Below are 22,974 nucleotides of genomic sequence, written 5' to 3'. Positions count from 1 at the left end.
GACGGTGCCAGCCGCCACCGACAAACCACCGACAGGCCGCCTACAGGGACCTACAGCCCGCCGACAGACCGGGCGCGGACCACCGCCGCGGCACGAAGACGCCCATGTAGGGCCAGGTCCGGGTGTCTCTGATATCGCTGGGCGGCGTCGCTCTGGGCCACGACCGCACCGACCCCTGGTTCCTTACGACCAGCGACGCGATGAACCGCCTCCGGGTGGCCGAACGCCTCATCCGCGCCCAGTTCCCGCTCCCTTTCCACGAGGCGGCCCGCGCCTACTTCCTCGACCTCAACCGGACGGTGTGGGAGGACCTGCCGGAGGGCGAGAGCGTGCGCGACCACCTGGAGGCCAACCGCCTGGCGTTCCGGGACGCCGCCCGGGCAGCCCTGGGGCAGCCCGTCGGCCACGGACACGGAAAGGGGGCGCCCGGTGAACACCGGGCGCCCCCTCGGTCGTACGGCAGCTCAGTACCGTACGGCCTCCGCGTGTTCCGGCAGATGGGCCGCGACCACGCGCTCCCGGCCCGCCGGGACGGCTACGCGCCGCCGGTCCACGACCGCGGCCACCGCGGCGACGCCGAGGCCGAGCACCGCCAGGGCGGCGCCCGTCAGGGCCGGGGACGTCGCGCCGAGGCCCGCGGCCAGGGCGAGGCCGCCGATCCAGGCGCCGCCGGCGTTGGCCAGGTTGAAGGCGGCCTGGTTGGCGGAGGAGGCCAGGGAGGGGGCGGCGGACGCCTTCTCCATGACCATCAGCTGGAGCGGCGAGCCGGTGACGAAGGCCGCCGTGCCCAGCAGGACGACCGCCACCGCCGCGCTCCACTGCGTGGACATCAGCACCGGGAACAGGGCCAGGACCACGACCAGCGCGGTCAGGCCGCCGAACAGGGTGCCGCGCAGCGAGTGGTCGGCGAGCCGTCCGCCGACCAGGTTGCCCGCCGTCGCGCCCACCCCGAACAGGGCGAGCAGCAGCGTGACGCTGGAGCCGGCGTAACCGGCCGCGTCCGTGAGCATCGGCGTGATGTAGCTGTACGCGGCGAACAGCGCGCCGAAGCCGGCGACCGTCGTGCCGAGCGCCAGCCAGACCGGCAGCGACTTCAGCGCGACCAGTTCGCGGCGCAGGCCCACCGCGGGGGCGTGCGCGTGGTCGCGCGGGATGAGGAGCGCCAGGGAGGCTATCGCCGCCAGACCGATCGCGCTGACGCCGAGGAAGGTCGCCCGCCAGCCCAGGTGCTGGCCCATGAGGGTGGCGACGGGCACGCCCGCGATGTTGGCGAGGGTCAGGCCGAGGAACATCAGGGACACCGAGCGGGCCTTGCGTTCCGGTGCCACCATGCCGGTGGCGACGACCGCGCCCACCCCGAAGAAGGCACCGTGCGGCAGCCCGCTCAGGAAGCGGGCCGCGAGCAGCCAGTGCTCGTCGGGGGCGAAGGCGGACAGCGCGTTGCCGGCCACGAACAGTCCCATCAGACCGATGAGGACCATGCGACGGGACATCCGGGCGGTGACCGCGGCGAGCAGCGGGGCGCCGATCACCACGCCCAGCGCGTACGCGGACACCAGATGTCCGGCGGTCGGGATCGAGATGCCGAGGTCGTCCGCGACATCGGGCAGCAGGCCCATCATCACGAATTCGGTGGTGCCGAGACCAAAAGCGCCGACGGCCAGGGCGAGCAGGGCCAAGGGCATGAAGAGCCGAGCCTTTCAGGGGAGAGCGGAGTTCTGTACGAGTGTATGTTCAAGTACGGAACAAATGCTCCCGGGCCCGGTATTCCAAGGGACGTCGGGCGGGTTACGACGAGGTGGCGAGGTTCACACGGGCAGCCACCGGCAGATGGTCGCTGCCGGTGGCGGGCAGCGTCCACGAGCTCAACGGCTCCACGCCCTGCACCATGATCTGGTCGATCCGCGCCATCGGGAACGACGCCGGCCAGCTGAACCCGAAACCGCTGCCCGCCGCGCCCTGCGTGGAGCGCATCTGGGAGGTGACGGCGTTGAGCGCGCGGTCGTTCATCGTGCCGTTGAGGTCGCCGAGCAGGATCTTCCGGGAGAGCTTCTCGTCGGCGATGGCCTCGCCCAGCGCGTCGGCGCTCTTGTCGCGCTGCCGGGCGGTGAACCCGGCCGCCATCTTCACCCGCACGGACGGCAGGTGGGCCACGTACACCGCGACCTGTCCGTCCGGGGCGGCCACCGCGGCGCGCATCGCACGGGTCCAGCCCAGCTTGATGTCGACCGGCTTCACGCCGCTGAGCGGGTACTTGCTCCACAGCCCGACGGTGCCCTCGACCGCGTGGTACTTGTACGTCGACGCCAGCGCCTTCTCGTACACCGGCACCGCCGAGGCGGTCAGCTCCTCCAGGGCCACCACGTCCGCGCCGGAGGCGGCCACGTCCCGGGCGGTGCCGGACGGGTCGGGGTTGTCGGCGTTGACGTTGTGGGTGGCCACCGTGAGGTCGCCGCCGGTGGCGGACTTGTCGGAGAGCAGCCCGCCGAAGAGGTTCAGCCACACGGCCGCCGGGAGCAGCACCGCGATCAGCGCCGTCGCCGACCTGCGCAGGAAACCGAGCAGGAGCAGCACCGGGACGAACACGCCGAGCCACGGCAGGAAGGTCTCGGTGAGACTGCCGAGGTTGCCGACGGCGTTCGGGATCTGCGCGTGCAGCAGCATCACCAGGGCGATGAGCAGCGCGAGGGCGGCCAGGACGACACCGCGCCGCCAGATCCGGCGGTCACCGCGCCAGCCGGAGAGCGGGCGGCCGAGCAGGCGCCGGAGCCGGTCTCTTTGGCGCTCGGGTCCCGAGCCGCCGTCCGCCGTCTCCGTCACGTATGCCTGCTGCGCCATACCGTCGCCTCACTACCTGCCGTGCACACCGTTCACCCCGTTGCCGTGGGGCGCCGGACGCCCCGTACGACCCTAGGGGATGATCGGGTCCTCTCTCGTCGTCCCATGACGACCGTACGGGGGCGTTGACGTACAAGTCGGCTTCCCGAGTTCCCTGCTGAGGCTCGGAAAGCGCCCTCTGTGACGAAACGCGCACACTAGGAACTGACGGGGCGTAGGCCTTCGAGGACGGTGTCGACGATCTGTTCGGAGAGGCCCTCCGGCAGGTCGGCGTTGGGCTGCATGATGGTGCGGAACAGCATGGGGCCGACGATCAGGTCGTTGACCAACTCGACGTCGATGTCCGTGCGGAGCTCGCCGTTGGCCTGCCCTCGGCGCAGGATGGCGATCTGTTTGCGGCGCCGGGGCGCGACGACCAGCGAGTGGTAGGCGTCCCACACCTTCGGGCTGCTCTTCATCTGGGCGAAGACACTGTGCAGCAGCGCCGAGGAACGGGTCATCAGCCCGCGCTGCCGCAACTGCTCGAGCAGCGCCACGAGATCGTCGCGCATCGAGGTGCCGGGCAGATCGGCGTCCGGGGGCTCGGCGGTGCGCACGACGTCGACGAAGAGCTCCTCCTTGCCGCTCCAGCGGCGGTAGATGGTGGCCTTGCCGACGCCCGCGGTCCGGGCGATGCGCTCGATGGACAGCTCGGCGAGCGGCACGCCGTCCTCCAGCAGCTTGATGACGGCCTCGATGATGGACCGCTCCACGGCCTCACTGCGGGGCCGCCCCCGTACGGCCCCCGACTGCCTGGCCTGACCCTCCGCGAGGCCGCTCACGTCGCTTGGTCCTCTCTGTGGGATGGGGTGATTCTCCCTGGTCTACGGTCTACGGCGGTGCAGGGGGCCGGGGTTGGGCCGCGGCCGCCTGGTGGGGGCGGCGGCGGCTTCTGCGCGGTGCAGGTGGTTTTTGGTCGTCGCCGGTGCGGGTGGCGTCGGGCGCCCGCCTGCTGCCGCTGCCGCCGTCCGGTCGTCCCGTCCCGCACCGCCGCCTCAGGTTTCCCCGACGTCACTCCCTCGGGGCGCCACTGCTCCCGGCCCTTCACCCGGTGCCGGTGACTCCTGGTGTCCTGCCGGGGCTACAGCCGTTGCCGGTCTCTTCGGCGCCGCTGTTCCGGCCGTTCGCCCGGCGCCGGTGGCGTCGGCCTGTTGCCGCTGCCGTCCAGTCGTCCCGTCCGGCCCCACCGCCCCAGACCCCCGGGCCAGTTGGCCGGCCCGGGCGTCAGGCTCGTCGGATCACTCCGACGCCGGGACCAACTTCTCTTCCTCCTGGCCCTGCTGAGGTTCCTTCGGGCGGCCCGGCAGGTACAGCGCCACCACTACCGCGCCCACCACGGCCACGCCCGCTCCCCAAAGCGCGGTGACGTGCATCGCGTGGAGGAAGGCGTCGTTGGCCGGGCCGACCAGGGCGTCGCCCCGGGGGCCGAGCTTCGCGGCGACGCCGAGCGTGGCCTCGATGGACTCGCCCGCGGTGTGCCGTACGCCCGCCGGGACCAGGCCCAGGTGGGACTCGATGCCGTTGCGGTAGGCCGTGGAGAGCACCGAACCGAGGACGGCGATGCCGAGCGCGCCGCCGACCTGCCGGAAGGTGTTGCTGAGGGCGGACGCGGAGCCGGCCTTCTCGCGCGGCAGGGCCTGCATGATGACGACACTGGTCGGCGTCATGATGTGCGCCATGCCGGTGCCCATGAGGAAGAAGATCACCTCGAGGAGCCAGATCGGCGTGTCCGCCTCCAGTGCGGCGAACGCGCACAGCATCGCGGCGATCAGCAGCATGCCGCCCGTGGTCGTCGCCCGGTTGCCGAAGCGGTCCACGACCAGCCGGGCGCGCGGCGCGAAGATCAGCTGCGCGGCGGCCAGCGGCAGCATCAGCAGACCGGTCTGCAGCGGCGAGTAGCCCCGCACGCTCTGGGTGTAGAAGACCGAGAAGAAGGTCACGCCCATCAGCGCGAAGAACACCAGCCCTATGGCACCGATCGCGGCCGAGAAGACCTTGTTCTTGAAGTAGGTGACATCGATCGACGGATGGTCGCTGCGCTTCTCGAACACGACGAACGCGACGAGCACCGCGAGACCGGCACCGATGGTGGCCAGCACCGTCGCGTCCGTGAAGTCGGCGAGCTGACCGCCCTTGATGATGCCGTAGACGAGCAGGACCAGTCCGATGACCGACAGCACGACGCCGACGGGGTCGAGACGGCCCGGGTTCGGGTCGCGCGAGTCGGGTACCAGCCACAGCATCAGCGCGAGGGCGAGCACCACGATCGGCACGTTGATGAGGAAGACCGAGCCCCACCAGAAGTGGTCGAGGAGCACACCGCCGGTGATCGGACCGATGGCGATGGCGAGCCCGACGCCACCCGCCCAGATGCCGATGGCCTTGGGCTGCTCCTCGCGCTCGAACACGTTCATCAGGACGGCGAGCGTGGCCGGCATGACGAACGCGGCGCCGAGGCCCATCAGCGCGCGGAAGGCGATCAGCTGGTTCGGCGAGTCGGAGAACGCGGCGAGGGCGGAACCGGCGCCGAACACGAACAGCCCGCCCAGCAGCACCTTCTTGCGGCCCAGCCGGTCGCCGAGCAGGCCCGCGGTGAACAGGAGACCGGCGAAGACGAGGGTGTAGGCGTTGATCGCCCACTCGAGCTCACTCTGGGTGGCGCCCAGGCCGGTCGGCGCGGGAGTCGAGATCGTCTTGATCGCGACGTTCAGAATGGAGTTGTCGAGCACCACGATCAGGAGGCTCAGCATCAGTACACCGAGGATCGCCCAGCGGCGCCGGTGCACCGCTTCCGGTACCCGGGAGTCAGGGGCTGCGGTAGTCATGCCTCCGAGAGTAGCCCCATTACGATACGGCACCGTCTCGTATCGTTAATTATTTACCCAGCTCTTACTCATCCTGGCGGCCGTCCGAGCCGTGCCTGAACGGTCACACCGACCACCTCTGGCCCTGACCGGGACGAGGTGCCACCATGGAGGCGATCCGGGGACGCCGTGAGGGCGCCTCGAGATGACGTAAGGAGCCGTTGCAATGACGCAGCTTTCGGCTGCCCACACCAAGCCCTCCGACGGCAGCAAGACGCTGTACGGGGGGAAGGGCACTCGCCGCATCACTGTCCGGGACATCACTCTCGCCAAGGAACGCGGCGAGAAGTGGCCCATGCTCACCGCCTACGACGCGACGACCGCCTCCGTCTTCGACGAGGCCGGCATCCCCGTGATGCTCGTCGGCGACTCGGCGGGCAACTGCCATCTCGGCTACGAGACCACCGTGCCCGTCACCATGGACGAGATGACCATGCTGTCGGCGGCCGTCGTACGGGGCACCTCGCGCGCCCTGATCGTCGGCGACCTGCCCTTCGGTTCCTACCAGGAGGGGCCGGTGCAGGCGCTGCGCTCGGCGACCCGGCTGGTCAAGGAGGCGGGCGTCGGCGCCGTGAAGCTGGAGGGCGGCGAGCGCTCCCACGAGCAGATCCGTCTCCTTGTCGAGTCCGGCATCCCGGTCATGGCCCACATCGGCCTGACCCCGCAGTCCGTCAACGCCATGGGCTACCGCGTCCAGGGCCGCGGCGAGGAGGCGGCCCAGCAGCTGCTGCGTGACGCGAAGGCCGTCCAGGACGCGGGCGCGTTCGCCGTCGTCCTGGAGCTGGTCCCGGCGGAGCTCGCGGCCGAGGTCACCCGGGTCCTGCACATCCCGACGGTCGGCATCGGCGCGGGACCGGAGACCGACGCGCAGGTCCTCGTCTGGACCGACATGCTCGGCCTCACCGGTGGCCGGGTCCCGAAGTTCGTCAAGCAGTACGCCAACCTGCGCGAGGTCATGGGCAACGCCGTGAAGGCCTTCGCGGAGGACGTCGTCGGCGGCACGTTCCCGCTGGACGAGCACTCCGTCCACTAGGGCCGAAGGCCCTCCAGAGCCACAGCGGCACCACAGCGCCCCGCCGATCTTCCCCCGTCGGCGGGGCGCTCCCCGTCAGCCGTCACCTCCCTGGCGGCCCCGGCTCAGTCGAACCGCCCCAGATCCCGCAGCCAGGCACGCGCCGAACTGTCCGAAGGGCGCCCGCCAGTCACTGCCCGCCGACACCTTCGGGCAGCGCGGCGGCCGCCTTCATCGCCTCCGCGTACCCCGGCATCTGCAGCGGCGCGGGCTGAACTCCGTAGTCACCCGCCCTGCCACCGGCCTAGTCGAACCGCTCCAGATCCCGCAGCCAAGCCTTCGCCGAGCTGTCCGACGGGGCCCGCCAGTCACCGCGCGGTGACAGGGAACCGCCCGCCGAGACCTTCGGTCCGTTCGGCATGGCCGAGCGCTTGAACTGGGCGAACGCGAAGAAGCGGCGGCAGAACACCTCCAGCCAGCGACGGATCTCCGGCAGGTCGTACGTCCCGCGCTTGTCCTTGGGGAAGCCCGGGGGCCACGCGCCGGCGTCGACGTCGTGCCAGGCGTGCCAGGCCAGGAAGGCGATCTTCGACGGCCGGAAGCCGTAGCGCAGCACATGGAAGAGCGTGAAGTCGTGCAGCGCGTACGGCCCGATCTTCGACTCGGTGGACTGCATCTCCTCGCCCGGTACGAGCTCCGGGCTGATCTCGGTGCCGAGGATCGCGGTGAGGATCTCACCGGTCTCCGCGTCGAACTGCTCGCTGCTGACGACCCAGCGGATCAGATGCTGCATCAGCGTCTTCGGCACGCCCGAGTTGACGTTGTAGTGGCTCATCTGGTCGCCCACGCCGTACGTCGACCAGCCGAGCGCCAGCTCGGAGAGGTCACCGGTGCCGAGCACGATCCCGCCGCGCTGGTTGGCCAGCCGGAACAGGTAGTCGGTGCGCAGGCCCGCCTGGACGTTCTCGAAGGTGACGTCGTACACCGGCTCGCCGGAGGCGAAGGGATGGTCCATCTCCTGGAGCATCAGCCGCGCGGTCGGCGTGATGTCCAGCTCGGCCGCGGTCACGCCGAGGGCCCGCATCAGACGGTGGGCGTTGGACTTGGTGTGGTCGCTGGTGGCGAAGCCGGGCAGCGTCCAGGCAAGGATGTCGCTGCGCGGCCGGCCGGCCCGGTCCATCGCGCGTGCGGCGACGATCAGCGCGTGCGTGGAGTCCAGGCCGCCGGAGACGCCGATGACCACTTTCGGGCCGCCGATCGCCGCGAGCCGCTGCTGGAGCCCGGCGACCTGGATGTTGTAGGCCTCGTAGCAGTCCTGGGCGAGCCGCTCGGCGTCGGCAGGCACGAACGGGTAGCGCTCCAGACGGCGCCTGAGACCCAGGTCGCCCGCCGGCGGGTCGAGCTCGAACGACACCGTCCGGAAGTCACCGGTGCGTGTGAGATGGGTCCGCCGGTTCTCGTCGAACGTGCCCATCCGCATCCGCTCCTGCCGCAGCAGGTCCAGGTCCACGTCGGCCACCGCGTACTCGTCGCCCTGCGGGAACCGCTCGGTCTCCGCCAGCAGGACGCCGTTCTCGTAGACCATGGCCTGGCCGTCCCAGGACAGGTCGGTCGTCGACTCGCCGAGTCCGGCCGCCGCGTAGACATAGGCGGCGAGGCAGCGCGAGGACGCCGAGCGGCAGAGCAGCTTGCGATCCTCGGCCCGCCCGACCGTGATCGGGCTGCCGGAGAGGTTGACCAGGACGGTCGCACCGGCGAGGGCGGCCTCCGCGCTGGGCGGCACCGGCACCCACATGTCCTCGCAGATCTCCGCGTGCAGCACGAGACCCGGGACGTCTCCCGCCTCGAACAGCAGGTCCACGCCGAACGGCACGCTCGCACCGCCGACCCGGATCGAGCCGCCGCGCTCGTCGGCACCGTCGCCGATCTGCCGACGCTCGTAGAACTCGCGGTAGTTCGGCGGGTACGACTTCGGTACGACACCGAGGACCCGGCCGCGGTGCACGATCACCGCGCAGTTGTAGACCCGGTTGCGGTGGCGCAGCGGGGCGCCGACGACCAGCACCGGGAGCAGGTCGGCCGACCCTGCGACCACGTCCGCGAGCGCCGCCTCGACCTCGTCGAGCAGCGCGTCCTGCAGGAGCAGGTCCTCGATGGAGTAGCCGCACAGCCCCAGCTCCGGGAAGACGGCGACCGCGACCCCCTCCTCGGAGCACCGGCGCGCGTGACGCAGTACCGCTTCGGCGTTGGCGGGCGGGTCCGCGATGACGGTGTGACCCGTACACGCGGCGATGCGTGCGAACCCGTGCTGATAGATGGACCAGAAGTTCGAGGCAGTCACGGGCATCAGTGTAATCGTCAGAGCGACGCGATGGGGGAGGGGGCCTGCGCGGGGCGGGACGGTCTGCCCGAAGCCAAGTCTGTGTGTTGGCCGGGTCATGATCCTTCGATGCCCCTTGCCGGATTGTCATGACCTTGCCTTCAATGAGCGGCATGAGCGGCATAAGTGGTATGAGCGGCACGCGAGATGAAGCCCCGGGCCGTGCGGCGGGATGGGGCTGGTTCCTGGCCTGGCTCCTCGTGGGGGCGTGCGCCGGCATCGGCCTCGCGGCGATCCTGACGGTGGGCGCGGCCTTCGTCGTACTGGCCGCGGTGGCCGCGGTATTCCTGCTCCGCAGCGGACCTCGACGCGCTGTCCTGGGCGGCGTCTCGGGAGTGGCCCTGCCGCTGTTCTACCTCGCGTACCTGAACCGGGGCGGCCCGGGGGAGGTGTGCCACGCGGTGCCGGGCGGGCAGTCCTGCACCGACGAGTACACGCCGGTTCCGTTCCTCGTCGCCGGGGTGCTCGTACTGGTGGCCGGTTGCGTGATCCACGCGGTGACCGGCCGCGGCGGGGGAGCGGACCGCGTGTCGAAGAGCTAGGGCCCGTCTGATGGATCTCCGCAGCGTCGCGACGCCCGACACGCACGCTCACCGCACGGCGCGAAGCGCCAGGTGGCTCCGCCACATGACGCTCCACGCCGCACGCTGATCGCATGCACCGAACGCCGCTCCTTCGTCCGCGGAGATCCATCAGACGGGCCCTGGCCGGGCGGAACATGCGCGAGGGCCCGGTCCCGGAGGTTCTCAACCCCGGGACCGGACCCCTGTGGACGCGCGTCCGGATCAGTGCTTGCCGAACGACTGCACGTAACCGTTCGCGGGCGTACCCACGCCGGTGACGTCGTCATATCCCTTCACAGCCGACAGCGAGCTGTCCTTGCCGAGGCTGCGGACCGAGACGGTCAGACCACCGCTGGCGTCAGAGCCGTTGACGAAGTCGGTGCGGGCCACCGCGAGTCCGGACCCCGTGGGGTTGTCCGTGACGTCGTGGAAGGCCTTCGAGCCGTACTTCGCGTAGATCGACGGGTTGGCGAACCCGATCGCCTTGCCGCCCCGCGCCTGCTGGGCGAGCGCCTGCACGGCCGCGATCACCGGCGAGGCCAGCGACGTGCCGCCGATGCGGTACTCGCTGTACTGCTGCGAGCCGTCGGGGAAGGTCTGCGTCTGCCCCACCAGGAAACCGGTGTTCGGGTCGGCGATCGCGGAGATGTCCGGGACGACACGGTTGCCGGCGGCGTTGTTGGCCGTGGCGAGCGCGTCCGGGACGACACCCTTCTGGTAGAAGGGCTCGGCGACCGTCTTGCTGGTGCCGCCGCCCGCACCGGAGGTGAACGCGCCGGGGAAGTTCGTCCAGCTCTTGCCGTCCGCGGACAGCGTGGCCTTCTCGGTGCCCCAGCCGGTCTCCCACAGGTACTTGTCACCCTTGCCGACCGCCAGCGAGGTACCGCCGACCGCCGTCACCCACGCCGAGTTGGCCGGGGTGTCGACCTGCTTCGTCCCGGTGTTGGCGACCTCGTCGCCGTTGTCGCCGGAGGAGAAGTAGAAGCCGATGCCCTCGACCGCGCCGAACTGGAAGACCTGGTCGTAGGCGGCCGCGAGATCCGGCGTCTGGTTGGCCTCGATGTCGCCCCACGAGTTGGAGACGAGGTCGGCCAGGTGGTTGTCGACGACCTTGCTGAGCGAGTCGAGCAGATCGTCGTCGTAGCAGGACGCGGCACCCACATACGTGATGTTCGCGTCCGGCGCGACCGCGTGCACGGCCTCGACGTCGAGGGTCTCCTCGCCGTACCAGCCGGCCGCCCCGCACTCCTCGGTCTTGGTGTAGCCGTCGGGCAGCACCTGCTTCAGCTGGCCGCTCTTGTAGCCGGCGTCACCGTTCTTCTTCGCGTACGTGGCCGCGTCGAAGGCGATGGTCGGGGAGGCGTACGCGTCGGTGATGGCGACGCGCACGCCCTTGCCGGTGTACTTGCCCGCGCCGTAGGCGGCGCGCAGCTGCTTGCCCGTGTAGCCCTTGATCGCGTACGGGATCTTCGAGCCGTAGGCCGCGGGCAGCGTGCTCGCGGTGTTCGAGCCGTAGTACGAGGAGAACGGCCCGGCGTTCTTGAACACGGCGTCCGGCGGCGGCAGTTGGTCCTTGCTGCTCGCCTTGTGCGGTGCGTTGTCCAGGCCGGTGACGGTCAGAACCGCACCGTCGAGGGCGGCCGGCGCGGAGGCGGCCTTGGCCGGGGCGTGGTAGGTCTTCGAGCCCTTGGCGTAGTTGTGCAGCTGGGTCCCGAAGGCCTTCTCGACGGCGGCCACGTCACCGCTGACGGCGACGTAGTGCTCGGTCACGTCCGTGACCTTCAGTCCGGCGGACGTCAGCCAGGACTTGACCGCCGCGACCTGGGCGGCCGTGGCGCCGAAACGCTGCTTCGCCTGCTGCGCGCTCAGGTACTTGCCGTACGACGCCGAGCTCGGGTCGGCCACGGCCTTCGCGTAGGCGGCGAGCCCGGTGGCGTCCTTGCCGGCGAGGTAGACGCGGGCGGACACCTTGGAACTGTCCGCGGTGGCGCCCTTGTCGGCCTTGGCCGTGGCCCACGCGGGCTTGGTCCCGGCCAGCGTGTCACGGTTCGGGCTGTCCGCGGCGTGGGCCGCGGGTATACCGAGCGCCAGCGCGCCCGCGAGCATCGGCAGCGTCGCCGCCATGCTCACCCCGGCGCGGAGTTTGGCGCGGTTGGATCTCATGGAACCCCCTGGATGCGGTTCGTCGCGAGTGATCACTCGACGGTGTGGCCACTCTTGCGACGAACGGTTCATGCAAGGGGAATGCGCATGCCAAGAAGAGCCCAATTAACCTAATGAAAAAGGCTCGTTCGAGGGTTAACCCTCTATGATCGAGGCTTTGCGCCCCGCTCCTTCAGCATCCCCGCCATCAGGTCGATCTCCGACTGCTGCGCGGCGACCATCCCCTGCGCGAGCCGCTTCTCCACCCCGACCGTGCACTTGTCCACACAGCCCTTCGCCATGTGGACGCCGCCCTGGTGATGGTCCGTCATCAACTGCAGATAGAGGATCTCGGCCTGCTTGCCGTTCAGCGTGCCCAGCTTCTTCATCTCGCTGTCGGTCGCCATGCCCGGCATCAGCGAACCCTCACCGGCCGACGGCATGTCACCCATGCCCATCCACGTCATCGGCGGATCCGCCGACACCTTCGGCAGCCCCCACAGATCCAGCCAGCCCAGCAGCATCCCGCGCTGGTTGGCCTGCGTCTGCGCGATGTCGTAGGCGAGCCGCCGCACCTCGACGTCCTTGGTGCGGTCGCGCACGATGTACGACATCTCGACGGCCTGCTGGTGGTGTACGGCCATGTCGCGCGCGAAACCGGCGTCCGCGGACTCGGCGGACGGGGTGTCGCCCGATCCGCCGTCCTCGGCCACGGCGTAGGTGATCGCGCCGGCCGCGACGAGCACGCCCGCCACGGCCACGGCCACTCCTGCGGACCTCACTGACCCAGACCACCCGTGCATGCCGCGCCCGGCTCGGGCGTCTGCGCGCCCTGCACGAACTTCTCGAAGAACTTGTCGACGTTCGGGTCGCTCGCCCCCGTCACGGTCCGCTGGTGGCCCCACGCCGACAGCACGATCGGGTCCTTCTGCTTGTCGTCGGGGCTCATCAGCGTGTACGGCGTCTTCTTCACCTTCGCCGCGAGCGCGTCCACGTCCGCCTTCTTGGCCTTGGCGGTGTACGTCACCCAGACCGCGCCGTGCTCCAGCGAGTGCACGGCGTTCATGTTGTTGAGCGCCTTGGTGTAGACGTCGCCGTTGCAGTTCATCCAGACCTGGTTGTGGTCGCCGCCGACCGGGGGCTCCATCGGGTAGCTCACGGTCTTGACGACGTGGTTGCGGCCCAGTGTGCCCTTCCAGGACTTCACGCCGTCCGAGCCCGTGACGAAGTGCCCCTTGCCCTTGCCGTCGGCCGCCGTGCTGTCGTCGTCGGACTGCGACTGCACCAGCACGATGGCGCCGGCGACCAGAGCGGCCACGACGACCGCGCTCGCGCTGATCGTGAGGATCCGGTTGCGGCGCTCGCGGGACTGTTCGGCGCGCCGCATCTCCTCTATGCGCGCCTTGCGTGCCGTGGCGGTGCTCTTCTTGGCGGAACCCATGAGGTGTGTCCTTCTGGGGGAAAGGGGCGGGACGGATGGTGACGATCGGTCCGCTGATCGTAGTGGGGCGGGGGTGACTTCTCGTAGGGAGGCCGCAGGAAACCGGGGCGCGGGGTGAGACGGGGCGGGCCGGGCATTACGTATGTCAGTCCGAGCAGGCAAGATGGGCAGCGGAGCAGTACATCCACCGGACGTGAGGCGTTCATTCCCGGGCCGCCGGGACGATCAAGGTCGGCAACGCGCACGAAATGCTGTTGTGGTGTGATGCTCAGGTGCCCGACCGCCTCCTGCGGGACACGGAGACAGGCGGCCTGACCAGCAAGGATGGGGAAGCGGAAGATGGACAAGCAGCAGGAGTTCGTGCTCCGGACCTTGGAGGAGCGCGACATCCGGTTCGTACGCCTGTGGTTCACGGACGTGCTGGGCTTCCTCAAGTCCGTCGCCGTGGCCCCGGCCGAGCTGGAACAGGCCTTCGACGAGGGCATCGGCTTCGACGGCTCGGCGATCGAGGGATTCGCCCGCGTATACGAATCCGACATGATCGCCAAGCCGGATCCGTCGACCTTCCAGGTCCTGCCCTGGCGCGCGGAGGCCCCCGGTACGGCCCGGATGTTCTGCGACATCCTCATGCCGGACGGCTCCCCGTCCTTCGCGGACCCCAGGTACGTCCTCAAGCGTGCCCTGGCCCGCACCTCCGACCTGGGCTTCACCTTCTACACCCACCCGGAGATCGAGTTCTTCCTCCTGAAGGACCGCCCGCTGGACGGCTCACGCCCGACCCCGGCCGACAACTCCGGCTACTTCGACCACACCCCGCAGAACATCGGCATGGACTTCCGCCGCCAGGCGATCACCATGCTGGAGTCGATGGGCATCTCGGTCGAGTTCTCCCACCACGAGGGCGCCCCCGGCCAGCAGGAGATCGACCTCCGCTACGCCGACGCGCTCTCGACGGCCGACAACATCATGACGTTCCGCCTGGTCATGAAGCAGGTGGCGCTGGAGCAGGGCGTCCAGGCCACGTTCATGCCGAAGCCGTTCTCGGAGCACCCCGGCTCGGGCATGCACACCCACCTGTCCCTCTTCGAGGGCGACCGGAACGCGTTCTACGAGTCGGGCTCGGAGTACCAGCTCTCCAAGGTCGGCCGCTCCTTCATCGCGGGCCTGCTCAAGCACGCGGCGGAGATCTCCGCGGTCACCAACCAGTGGGTCAACTCCTACAAGCGCATCTGGGGCGGCACCGAGCGCACCGCCGGCGCCGGCGGCGAGGCCCCCTCCTACATCTGCTGGGGCCACAACAACCGCTCCGCCCTGGTCCGCGTCCCGATGTACAAGCCCGGCAAGACCGGCTCGGCCCGCATCGAGGTCCGCTCCCTCGACTCCGGCGCCAACCCGTACCTGGCGTACGCCCTCCTCCTGGCCGCCGGCCTCAAGGGCGTCGAGGAGGGCTACGAGCTCCCGCCGGGCGCCGAGGACGACGTCTGGGCCCTGTCCAACTCCGAGCGCCGCGCCATGGGCATCGAGCCCCTGCCGCAGAACCTGGGCGAGGCCCTCACCCTGATGGAACGCAGCGACCTGGTCGCCGAGACCCTGGGCGAGCACGTGTTCGACTTCTTCCTGCGCAACAAGAAGTCGGAGTGGGAGGAGTACCGCAGCGAGGTCACCGCCTTCGAGCTGCGGAAGAACCTGCCGGTGCTGTAGGGCTTCGCCGTAGGGCGCGGGGGACTGTTGCTCGGTTCCCCGCGCCCCTGGCGGTCGGCTACTGCTGTGCCAGCTTCGCCAGTACCTGGTGCAGCGGCTCCGTCTCCCTGCGCTTGTACTCCTGGATCGCCCAGCCGTTGCCGTCCGGGTCCTTGAAGTACATGAAGGTGGCGCCGTCCTGCGGGGCGAACTGCACCGGTTCGCTGACGTCCAGGCCACGCGAGGTGAGCTCCTCGTACGCCGCCTTCGCGTCCGTCACACACAGCTGCATGCCGTGGTACGTGCCGGGCTGGGGGGTTCCCGTGGGGACCTGGAGGCCGTCCACCAGGGCGATGGAACAGCCCGAGCCGGGCGGGGTCAGCTGACAGATGCGGACGCCCTCCATCACCTCGCCGTCCAGGTCCACGTGGAAACCGACCTTGTCGCGGTAGAACTCCTTGGCGCGGTCGACGTCCGTGACCGGCAGCAGGATGACTTCGAGGCTCATGTCCATGGCGTGACTCCCTTGTCGACGTCAGTACAGAGGGCCGTTCTCAGAAGCGCCACCGCGTCTGGCTGAACGGCTGTCCCTTACCGAAGCCGAAAACCGTGCGCGGCGCCACCGCATAGACGACAGCGTGTCCCGGTCCGTGATGGAAGTAGCCGTCCCGCACCTCGAAGCGCCAGAAATCGCCGTACTTGGCCTCCCACGCGGCGGCCAGCTCCCGGAGACGAACGTCGTCCGACACCCGCACCGCCTCGCCCTCCACCACCAGGTCGTAGCCCTTGTCCCAGATGTTGGTGCCGGTCGTCAGCGTCACGTGCGCGTTGTGCGCGAGGTTCTTCGCCTTGCGCTCCTCGGGGCCGGTGCAGAAGTGCAGCGCCCCGTGGGCCCACACCGCCGGCAACGGCGTGACGTGCGGGCGCCCGTCCGGTCGTACCGTCGAGATCCAGAACAGCTCGGCGGCGGCCAGCAGCGACTCCGCGTCGGCCCAGGCGTGCGCGGTCGCGTCGGGATCGCTGTAGCGCGGGTCGAGCTGGGTCTCGGGTTCCGTCTCGGTCATCACAGGGCCTCCGGCTCGGGGAACACCCGGGCCACCGCGGCGGTCCGGCTCGACACCTCCAGTCTGCCGAAGGCGTTCCCCGAATGCGGGGCAAGACGACGAGGGCGCTTCTCCCCAGCTCTCCGGTTAGGCTCGATCGGTACGACCTTGATCGGACGGGAGGCCGGGATGACGGCGGCGCCGGGGCGCAGGAGCAGTACCTTCACGCGGCTGCTGCGGCACGGTTTCACCGATCCGTCGGCCGCCGAGCGGCTGCTCGACAGCGCGGAGCTGAGCGGCGTACGCAATGATCCGGTGCTCCTGGAGGCGCTCGGCGCGACCGCCGACCCCGATCTCGCGCTGCTCGGGCTCGTCCGGCTCCTGGAGGCGCAGCCGGGCCGGGAACTGCTCGACACGGTGATAGCGGCGAAGCCGTTCCGTGACCGGCTGCTCGGGGTGCTCGGCGCGTCCGCCGCCCTCGCCGAGCACCTCGCCCGGCACCCCGGCGACTGGCACGCCCTCGTCACCTACGAGCCCCGCGACCTGCACCCCGGCGTCGAGGAGTTCGAGCGCGGGCTCGCCGAGGCCGTCGACCCCGTCGCGCTGCGCGTCGCCTACCGGCGCTGTCTGCTGTCGATCGCCGCCCGTGACGTGTGCGGCACCACCGACCTCGCCGAGACCGCCGCCGAACTCGCCGACCTCGCCACCGCGACCCTGCGCGCCGCGCTCGCGATAGCGCGGGCGGCCGCCCCCGAGGACGCGGCGCTGTGCCGGCTCGCGGTGATCGCGATGGGCAAGTGCGGTGGCCACGAACTGAATTACGTCTCCGACGTCGATGTGATCTTCGTGGGGGAGGCCGTGGACGGGGCCGACGAGGGCAAGGCCCTGCGTGCCGCCACCAAGCTCGCCTCGCACATGATGCGCGTCTGCTCCGAGACCACCGTCGAGGGATCCATCTGGCCCGTCGACGCCAATCTGCGGCCCGAGGGCAGAAACGGTCCGCTGGTGCGCACCCTCGCCAGCCACCTCGCCTACTACCAGCGCTGGGCCAAGACCTGGGAGTTCCAGGCCCTCCTCAAGGCCCGCCCGGTCGCCGGCGACCTGGAGCTCGGCGAGGAGTACGTCGCGGCCCTCGAACCCCTCGTCTGGAAGGCCGCCGAGCGCGAGAACTTCGTCGCCGACGTGCAGAAGATGCGCCGCCGGGTCGTGGAGAACATCCCCGTCGCCGAGCTCGACCGGCAGCTGAAGCTCGGGCCCGGCGGCCTCAGGGACGTCGAATTCGCCGTACAGCTCCTGCAGTTGGTGCACGGCCGCGAGGACGGCTCGCTGCGCAGCGGCACCACCCTCGACGCCCTGCAGGCCCTCGCCGCCGGCGGCTACGTCGGCCGGGCCGACGCCGCCCAGCTCGACGACGCCTACCGCTTCCTGCGCTCGATGGAGCACCGCATCCAGCTCTACCGGCTGCGCCGCACCCACCTCGTCCCCGAGGACGAGGCCGACCTGCGGCGCCTCGGCCGCTCCCTGGGCCTGCGCGCCGACCCGGTGACCGACCTGAACCGAGAGTGGAAGCGGCACGCCTCCGTCGTACGACGACTGCACGAGAAGCTGTTCTACCGGCCGCTGCTGGACGCCGTGGCCCAACTCGGGCCCGGCGAGGCACGGTTGAGCCCCGGGGCGGCGCGGGAGCGGCTGATCGCGCTCGGGTACGCCGACCCGGCCTCCGCGCTCCGCCATCTGGAGGCCCTCGCCTCCGGCGTCAGCCGCAAGGCCGCCATCCAGCGAACCCTCCTTCCCGTTCTGCTGGGTTGGTTCGCCGAGTCGGCCGACCCGGACGCCGGACTGCTCACCTTCCGCAAGGTGTCGGACGCGTTGGGCAAGACCCCTTGGTATCTACGGCTGCTGAGGGACGAGGGCGCCGCCGCCGAGAACCTCGCGCGCGTGCTGTCCGCCGGGCGCCTCGCCCCCGACCTGCTGATGCGCGCCCCCGAAGCCGTGGCCCTGCTCGGGGACGGCGACGGCGGCGGGCTGGCTCCGCGCGGGCGGGCCGGTCTCGAGCAGGAGATACTCTCCGCGGTCGGCCGCGCGGACGGCGCCGTCCAGGGCGTCACGGCGGCCCGTGGCGTCCGCCGCCGCGAACTCTTCCGTACGGCCGCCGCGGACATCGTCGGCTCCTACGGCACCGAGACCCAGCCGGCCGAACCGGACCAGGGCGCCCTCGTGGAGCGCGTCGGCGCCGCGGTGTCCGACCTGACCGCCGCGACCCTCGCCGGTACCCTGCGCGCGGTCGTCCGGGAGGGCTGGGGCGACACCCTGCCGACCCGGTTCGCCGTCATCGGCATGGGCCGCTTCGGCGGTCACGAACTCGGCTACGGCTCCGACGCGGACGTCCTGTTCGTGCACGAACCGCGCGAGGGCGTCGAGGAACGGGTGGCCTCCGAGGCCGCCAACAAGGTCGTCTCCGAGATGCGCCGCCTGCTCCAGATCCCGAGCGCCGACCCCCCGCTGCTCATCGACGCCGACCTGCGCCCCGAAGGCAAGTCCGGGCCGCTGGTGCGCACCCTGACGTCGTACGCGGCCTACTACCGCCGCTGGTCGCTCGTCTGGGAGGCACAGGCGCTGCTGCGGGCCGAACCGGTCGCCGGCGACGAGGAGCTGGGCCGCCGTTTCGTCGAGCTCATCGACCCCCTGCGCTATCCGGCGGCCGGCCTCGGCGACGACGCCGTACGCGAGATCCGGCGGCTGAAGGCACGCATGGAGTCCGAGCGGATGCCACGCGGCGCCGACCCCAAACTGCACACCAAGCTCGGGCCCGGCGGCCTCTCGGACGTCGAGTGGACGGTCCAGCTGCTCCAGATGCGGCACGGCGCGCAGGTGCCGGGGCTGCGCACGACCCGTACCCGCGCGGCCCTCGTCGCCGCACGGGACGCCGGATTCATCTCCGCGGACGACACCCAGGTCCTCGACGAGGCGTGGGTGCTGGCGACCCGGGTGCGCAACGCGGTGATGCTGGTGCGCGGGCGGGCCGGGGACACCTTCCCGGCCGAGGCGCGGGAACTCGCCGCCGTCGGCCGGTACCTGGGGTACGGGCCGGGGCACGCGGGGGACATGCTGGAGGACTACCGGCGTACGGCCCGGCGGGCCCGGGGCGTGGTGGAGGAGCTGTTCTACGGAGCGTGAGGGGGCGTCCCGACCGGCGGCCGCCCAGGGCGCCCAAACCGGCTCGCAGCGCCCCGCGGCCGAGCCGGCACGGTCTTCGGCAACGCGTACGGCAGCGCCCCGTACCAGAGCCCCGCCATCGCGAAGCCGAACATCAGGCACAGGATGCCGCCGACCGCGTCGAGCCAGAAGTGGTTGGCGGTGGCGACGATGACCAGCAGAGTCGCCGCCGGGTAGAGCAGGCCCAGGACACGCACCCAGGGCACCGACACCAGCGCGAAGACCGTCAGGCCGCACCACAGGGACCAGCCGATGTGCATGGACGGCATCGCCGCGTACTGGTTGGACATCTGCTTCAGGTCGCCGGAGGCCATCGAGCCCCAGGTCTGGTGGACCATGACCGTGTCGACGAAGTCGCCGCCGTTCATGAGCCGCGGGGGCGCGAGCGGATACAGGTAGTAACCGACCAGTGCCACACCCGTCGTCGCGAAGAGCACCAGACGGGTCGCCGCGTAACGGCCGGGATGGCTGCGGAAGAGCCAGACCAGGACGCCGAGCGTCACGATGAAGTGCAGTGTCGCGTAGTAGTAGTTCATCCCGACGACGAGCCAAGTCACCGAGTTCACCGCGTGGTTGACGGACTCCTCGACCGCGATGCCCAGATGGTGCTCCATCCGCCAGATCCAGTCGGCGTTGCGCAGCGCCTCCGCCTTCTGCTCCGGCACCGCGTTGCGGATCAGTGAGTACGTCCAGTAACTCACCGCGATCAGCAGGATCTCGAACCACAGACGCGGTCGGCCCGGGGTGCGCGTCCGGCGCAGAAAACCGGGCCGGGAACCCGGCCGGTCCGCGGCCGTGAGGGAGTCCGGAGCGGCCGCATTCCCGCGGTCTTCCAGACTGGTCACGGTCGAGTCACCCATAGACACAAAGTCTGCCAGAGACGGCTTGTCCCACCGATCATCCCGCGGTCGGGTTCGGGCCGCATGTCCTACGACGGGGAGAGTGTCCCGTTCTCCTACCGGCGCAGGGGTGAAAACCCGGCGTCTCCGCCCTACGGACGAGTGCGGTCCCCAGGGGCCGAGGCCGTCGAACCCCGCACCACCAGCTCCGGCATGAACACGAACTCGCTGTGCGGCGCGGGCGTTCCGCCGATCTCCTCCAGCAAGGTCCGCACCGCCGCCTGTCCCATGGCCGGCACCGGCTTGCGGACCGTCGTCAGCGGCGGGTCGGTGAAGGCGATCAGCGGGGAGTCGTCGAAACCCACCACCGACACGTCCCGCGGGACTTCCAGACCGCGCTGCCGGGCCGCCCGTATCGCGCCCAGCGCCATCATGTCGCTCGCGCACACCACCGCCGTGCAGTCACGGTCGATGAGCGCCGACGCCGCCGCCTGGCCACCCTCCAGGGTGTACAGCGAGTGCTGGACGAGGTCCGCCTCGACGGTCGCCGCGGCCAGCCCGAGCAGGTCGTGCATGGTGCGGACGAAGCCCTCGATCTTGCGCTGGACCGGCACGAAGCGCTTGGGGCCGAGCGCGAGCCCGATCCGCGTGTGCCCCAGCGACACCAGGTGCGTCACCGCCAGCGCCGTCGCCGCGCGGTCGTCGGGGGAGATGAACGGCGCCTGCACCTTCGGTGAGAACCCGTCCACGAGCACGTACGGCACGCCCTGGGCCCGCAGCTGCTCATAGCGCTGCATGTCCGCGGAGGTGTCCGCGTGCAGCCCGGACACGAAGATGATGCCCGCCACGCCCCGGTCGACGAGCATCTCGGTGAGCTCGTCCTCCGTGGAGCCGCCCGGGGTCTGGGTGGCGAGGACGGGTGTGTAGCCCTGCCGGGTCAGCGCCTGGCCGATCACCTGGGCCAGGGCCGGGAAGATCGGGTTCTCCAGCTCCGGGGTGATCAGGCCCACCAGGCCCTCGCTGCGCTGCCGCAGTCGGACCGGGCGTTCGTAGCCCAGCACGTCGAGTGCGGCCAGCACGGTCTGGCGGGTGGTCGCGGCGACGCCCGGCTTCCCGTTGAGGACGCGGCTGACGGTCGCCTCGCTCACCCCGGCCTGAGCAGCGATGTCGGCTAGCCGTGTGGTCACGGCACCGGACTGTACCGGCCGTATCGTCATCGCGGTCCCTCTGTTCTGGTCGGCGCCCCTTGTCCCGCAAGGGGATGATTCCCGCAAGACAGGGGGATGGCAAGAGCTTGCAGAGTCTTGCACACCCCGTAATCGTCCCGCTCAGCCCCGTAAAACAAGGGTCTCGCGACGGTCGACAAGGGGTCACGGCGGGGTAACTTCCGCAGCCTCTTGCACTTTTTTGCTGCAAGCTCTTTCGCAAGCCTTGCATCGCTGTTACGTTCCCACTCGCCCGGCGGCCGCAAAGGCGCAGCCGGTGGACGGGGAGGGCAGACGGGGCCTCTCCTCGCAGCACACGGGCTTTCACCCTCAAGGAGAACTCATGCGGCGTGGCATAGCGGCCACAGCGCTGGTGGCGTCTTTCGCTCTCGCGGCGACGGCGTGCGGCGGAAGCGACAGCGGCGACAAGGCCGACGGTCCGGTCACCATCACCTGGTGGGACACCTCCAACGCCACCAATGAGGCGCCGACGTACCAGGCCCTGATCAAGGACTTCGAGGCCGCCAACAAGGGCATCAAGGTCAAGTACGTCAACGTGCCCTTCGACCAGGCGCAGAACAAGTTCGACACGGCGGCCGGCGCGAGCGGCGCCCCCGACGTGCTGCGCTCCGACGTCGGCTGGACCCCCGCCTTCGCCAAGAAGGGCTACTTCCTGCCCCTCGACGGCACCGAGGCCCTCGCCGACGAGGCCAAGTTCAAGCCGAACCTGATCGAGCAGGCGAAGTACGACGGCAAGACCTATGGCGTCCCCTTCGTCACCGACACCCTCGCCCTGGTCTACAACAAGCAGCTCTTCGAGAAGGCCGGTGTCGAGGCCCCCAAGACCTGGGACGACCTGAAGACCGCCGCCGCCACGATCAAGTCGAAGACCGGCGTCGACGGCTACTGGGGCTCTACCGCGGCCTACTACGCCCAGACCTTCCTGTACGGCGAGGGCACCGACACCGTCGACGCCGCCGCCAAGAAGATCACGGTGAACTCGGACGCCGCCAAGAAGGGCTACGGCACCTGGCTGAGCCTCTTCTCCGGCAAGGGCCTGCACAAGGCCGACACCACCGCGGACGCCTACGCCCACGTCCAGGACGCGTTCGTCAACGGCAAGGTCGCCGCGATCATCCAGGGTCCGTGGGAGATCACCAACTTCTACAAGGGCTCGGCCTTCAAGGACAAGAACAACCTCGGCATCGCCACCGTCCCGGCCGGCTCCACCGGCAAGGCGGGCGCCCCGACCGGTGGCCACAACCTGTCGGTCTACGCCGGCTCGGACTCCGCCCACCAGAAGGCGGCCGAGAAGTTCGTGGGCTTCATGACCTCCGCGAAGTCGCAGACGCAGATCGCGCTGAAGAACTCCACGCTGCCCACCCGCGACGACGCCTACACCGCCGAGGTCAAGGCCGACCCGGGCATCGCCGGGTACCAGACGGTCCTCGCCTCCGCCCAGCCGCGCGTGGCCCTGCCGGAGTACAGCTCCCTGCTGACCCCGCTGGACACCGAGCTGCTCAAGATCGCCGGCGGCAAGGAGTCCCTGGACAAGGGCCTGAGCAACGCCGAGGTCGCGATCGCCAAGCTGGTGCCGGACTTCAGCAAGTGAGCCCGGGTGGCCGCCGGATCTCCCGGTCACGGGGGAGAGATCCGGCGGCCACCGGCCTGCGCCCAGCCACGCCGACGGGCCGCTCGGCCCAGCCACTTCT

The 22,974-nt window shown here is 70.4% G+C and carries 17 protein-coding genes and 1 pseudogene; 6 read left to right on the top strand and 12 right to left on the bottom strand.

The window, feature by feature from the left end:
• Positions 1-161 precede the first annotated feature (161 nt).
• Positions 162-392, top strand: a pseudogene (locus ACGFWE_RS10700) (hypothetical protein); the annotation flags it as partial.
• Between the two features lie 72 nt (positions 393-464).
• Here ACGFWE_RS10700 and ACGFWE_RS10695 read toward each other — a convergent pair.
• The 4 genes from ACGFWE_RS10695 to ACGFWE_RS10680 all read right to left on the bottom strand — a co-directional run bounded on the left by ACGFWE_RS10695 (position 465) and on the right by ACGFWE_RS10680 (position 5,702).
• Positions 465-1,685 carry an MFS transporter gene (locus ACGFWE_RS10695; protein ID WP_393599332.1) on the bottom strand — a complete coding sequence of 407 codons (1,221 nt, stop codon included), beginning with the start codon at positions 1,683-1,685 and terminating at the stop codon, positions 465-467.
• Positions 1,686-1,788: 103 nt separating this feature from the next.
• On the bottom strand, positions 1,789-2,838 hold the full coding sequence (locus ACGFWE_RS10690) for an endonuclease/exonuclease/phosphatase family protein (protein WP_352383167.1): 1,050 nt from the start codon (positions 2,836-2,838) through the stop codon (positions 1,789-1,791).
• A gap of 197 nt (positions 2,839-3,035) precedes the next feature.
• The gene (locus ACGFWE_RS10685; protein WP_393599330.1) at positions 3,036-3,659 is read right to left on the bottom strand and encodes a TetR/AcrR family transcriptional regulator; all 624 of its coding nucleotides are present in this window, start codon (positions 3,657-3,659) and stop codon (positions 3,036-3,038) included.
• Positions 3,660-4,115: 456 nt separating this feature from the next.
• Positions 4,116-5,702 (bottom strand): MFS transporter, encoded by a 1,587-nt coding sequence (locus ACGFWE_RS10680; RefSeq protein WP_393599328.1) that lies wholly within the window; start codon positions 5,700-5,702, stop codon positions 4,116-4,118.
• Between the two features lie 205 nt (positions 5,703-5,907).
• On the opposite strand from ACGFWE_RS10680, the gene panB reads away from it, so the two are divergent.
• Positions 5,908-6,774 (top strand): 3-methyl-2-oxobutanoate hydroxymethyltransferase, encoded by an 867-nt coding sequence (gene panB / locus ACGFWE_RS10675; RefSeq protein WP_393599326.1) that lies wholly within the window; start codon positions 5,908-5,910, stop codon positions 6,772-6,774.
• Between the two features lie 283 nt (positions 6,775-7,057).
• Here the strand turns inward: panB and ACGFWE_RS10670 are convergent, their stop codons facing one another.
• A complete protein-coding gene (locus tag ACGFWE_RS10670) occupies positions 7,058-9,100 on the bottom strand; it encodes an NAD(+) synthase (RefSeq protein ID WP_393599324.1) in 2,043 nt (680 codons plus the stop codon).
• A 146-nt stretch (positions 9,101-9,246) separates the two neighbouring features.
• On the opposite strand from ACGFWE_RS10670, the gene ACGFWE_RS10665 reads away from it, so the two are divergent.
• The gene (locus ACGFWE_RS10665) at positions 9,247-9,675 is read left to right on the top strand and encodes a hypothetical protein (RefSeq protein WP_393599322.1); all 429 of its coding nucleotides are present in this window, start codon (positions 9,247-9,249) and stop codon (positions 9,673-9,675) included.
• Positions 9,676-9,918: 243 nt separating this feature from the next.
• Here the strand turns inward: ACGFWE_RS10665 and ACGFWE_RS10660 are convergent, their stop codons facing one another.
• The 3 genes from ACGFWE_RS10660 to ACGFWE_RS10650 form a co-directional block, all read right to left on the bottom strand.
• Positions 9,919-11,859: a protease pro-enzyme activation domain-containing protein gene (locus ACGFWE_RS10660; protein WP_393599320.1), complete on the bottom strand. Its 1,941-nt coding sequence runs from the start codon at positions 11,857-11,859 to the stop codon at positions 9,919-9,921.
• 143 nt (positions 11,860-12,002) lie between these two features.
• Positions 12,003-12,641, bottom strand: coding sequence for a DUF305 domain-containing protein (locus tag ACGFWE_RS10655; RefSeq protein ID WP_393599318.1), 639 nt, complete (start codon positions 12,639-12,641; stop codon positions 12,003-12,005).
• Positions 12,617-13,279, bottom strand: coding sequence for a DUF3105 domain-containing protein (locus ACGFWE_RS10650; protein ID WP_393599316.1), 663 nt, complete (start codon positions 13,277-13,279; stop codon positions 12,617-12,619). The genes ACGFWE_RS10655 and ACGFWE_RS10650 overlap by 25 nt, the downstream gene beginning before the upstream one ends.
• A gap of 339 nt (positions 13,280-13,618) precedes the next feature.
• Here ACGFWE_RS10650 and glnA point away from each other — a divergent pair, with 339 nt between their 5' ends.
• Positions 13,619-14,980 carry a type I glutamate--ammonia ligase gene (glnA, locus tag ACGFWE_RS10645; RefSeq protein ID WP_352383150.1) on the top strand — a complete coding sequence of 454 codons (1,362 nt, stop codon included), beginning with the start codon at positions 13,619-13,621 and terminating at the stop codon, positions 14,978-14,980.
• A gap of 58 nt (positions 14,981-15,038) precedes the next feature.
• Here the strand turns inward: glnA and ACGFWE_RS10640 are convergent, their stop codons facing one another.
• Entirely contained in the window at positions 15,039-15,473 is a 435-nt protein-coding gene (locus ACGFWE_RS10640) for a VOC family protein (RefSeq protein WP_352383148.1), read from the bottom strand.
• A 40-nt stretch (positions 15,474-15,513) separates the two neighbouring features.
• On the bottom strand, positions 15,514-16,023 hold the full coding sequence (locus tag ACGFWE_RS10635) for a pyridoxamine 5'-phosphate oxidase family protein (protein ID WP_393599313.1): 510 nt from the start codon (positions 16,021-16,023) through the stop codon (positions 15,514-15,516).
• A 168-nt stretch (positions 16,024-16,191) separates the two neighbouring features.
• Here ACGFWE_RS10635 and ACGFWE_RS10630 point away from each other — a divergent pair, with 168 nt between their 5' ends.
• Positions 16,192-19,179 (top strand): bifunctional [glutamine synthetase] adenylyltransferase/[glutamine synthetase]-adenylyl-L-tyrosine phosphorylase, encoded by a 2,988-nt coding sequence (locus tag ACGFWE_RS10630; protein WP_393599311.1) that lies wholly within the window; start codon positions 16,192-16,194, stop codon positions 19,177-19,179.
• On the opposite strand, the gene ACGFWE_RS10625 is transcribed toward ACGFWE_RS10630, so the two are convergent.
• Positions 19,167-20,078 carry a phosphatase PAP2 family protein gene (locus ACGFWE_RS10625; RefSeq protein ID WP_393599309.1) on the bottom strand — a complete coding sequence of 304 codons (912 nt, stop codon included), beginning with the start codon at positions 20,076-20,078 and terminating at the stop codon, positions 19,167-19,169. The genes ACGFWE_RS10630 and ACGFWE_RS10625 overlap by 13 nt on opposite strands.
• A 131-nt stretch (positions 20,079-20,209) precedes the next feature.
• Entirely contained in the window at positions 20,210-21,244 is a 1,035-nt protein-coding gene (locus ACGFWE_RS10620) for a LacI family DNA-binding transcriptional regulator (protein ID WP_352383141.1), read from the bottom strand.
• Positions 21,245-21,605: 361 nt separating this feature from the next.
• On the opposite strand from ACGFWE_RS10620, the gene ACGFWE_RS10615 reads away from it, so the two are divergent.
• Positions 21,606-22,874: an extracellular solute-binding protein gene (locus ACGFWE_RS10615; protein ID WP_393599307.1), complete on the top strand. Its 1,269-nt coding sequence runs from the start codon at positions 21,606-21,608 to the stop codon at positions 22,872-22,874.
• Positions 22,875-22,974: the final 100 nt, after the last annotated feature.

The organism is Streptomyces sp. NPDC048523 (genome assembly GCF_043199815.1).
Taxonomy (GTDB): Bacteria; Actinomycetota; Actinomycetes; order Streptomycetales; family Streptomycetaceae; genus Streptomyces.
This window is presented reverse-complemented; position numbering and strand designations above follow the sequence as displayed.

Bases quoted from the DNA above. Each gene is read 5' to 3' on its own strand.
- ACGFWE_RS10695 (WP_393599332.1), bottom strand. From the start codon at position 1,685: ATGCCCTTGGCCCTGCTCGCCCTGGCCGTCGGCGCTTTTGGTCTCGGC.
- ACGFWE_RS10690 (WP_352383167.1), bottom strand. From the start codon at position 2,838: ATGGCGCAGCAGGCATACGTGACGGAGACGGCGGACGGCGGCTCGGGA.
- ACGFWE_RS10680 (WP_393599328.1), bottom strand. From the start codon at position 5,702: ATGACTACCGCAGCCCCTGACTCCCGGGTACCGGAAGCGGTGCACCGG.
- panB (WP_393599326.1), top strand. From the start codon at position 5,908: ATGACGCAGCTTTCGGCTGCCCACACCAAGCCCTCCGACGGCAGCAAG.
- ACGFWE_RS10670 (WP_393599324.1), bottom strand. From the start codon at position 9,100: ATGCCCGTGACTGCCTCGAACTTCTGGTCCATCTATCAGCACGGGTTC.
- ACGFWE_RS10665 (WP_393599322.1), top strand. From the start codon at position 9,247: ATGAGCGGCATAAGTGGTATGAGCGGCACGCGAGATGAAGCCCCGGGC.
- ACGFWE_RS10660 (WP_393599320.1), bottom strand. From the start codon at position 11,859: ATGAGATCCAACCGCGCCAAACTCCGCGCCGGGGTGAGCATGGCGGCG.
- ACGFWE_RS10655 (WP_393599318.1), bottom strand. From the start codon at position 12,641: ATGCACGGGTGGTCTGGGTCAGTGAGGTCCGCAGGAGTGGCCGTGGCC.
- ACGFWE_RS10650 (WP_393599316.1), bottom strand. From the start codon at position 13,279: ATGGGTTCCGCCAAGAAGAGCACCGCCACGGCACGCAAGGCGCGCATA.
- glnA (WP_352383150.1), top strand. From the start codon at position 13,619: ATGGACAAGCAGCAGGAGTTCGTGCTCCGGACCTTGGAGGAGCGCGAC.
- ACGFWE_RS10640 (WP_352383148.1), bottom strand. From the start codon at position 15,473: ATGGACATGAGCCTCGAAGTCATCCTGCTGCCGGTCACGGACGTCGAC.
- ACGFWE_RS10635 (WP_393599313.1), bottom strand. From the start codon at position 16,023: ATGACCGAGACGGAACCCGAGACCCAGCTCGACCCGCGCTACAGCGAT.
- ACGFWE_RS10630 (WP_393599311.1), top strand. From the start codon at position 16,192: ATGACGGCGGCGCCGGGGCGCAGGAGCAGTACCTTCACGCGGCTGCTG.
- ACGFWE_RS10625 (WP_393599309.1), bottom strand. From the start codon at position 20,078: ATGGGTGACTCGACCGTGACCAGTCTGGAAGACCGCGGGAATGCGGCC.
- ACGFWE_RS10615 (WP_393599307.1), top strand. From the start codon at position 21,606: ATGCGGCGTGGCATAGCGGCCACAGCGCTGGTGGCGTCTTTCGCTCTC.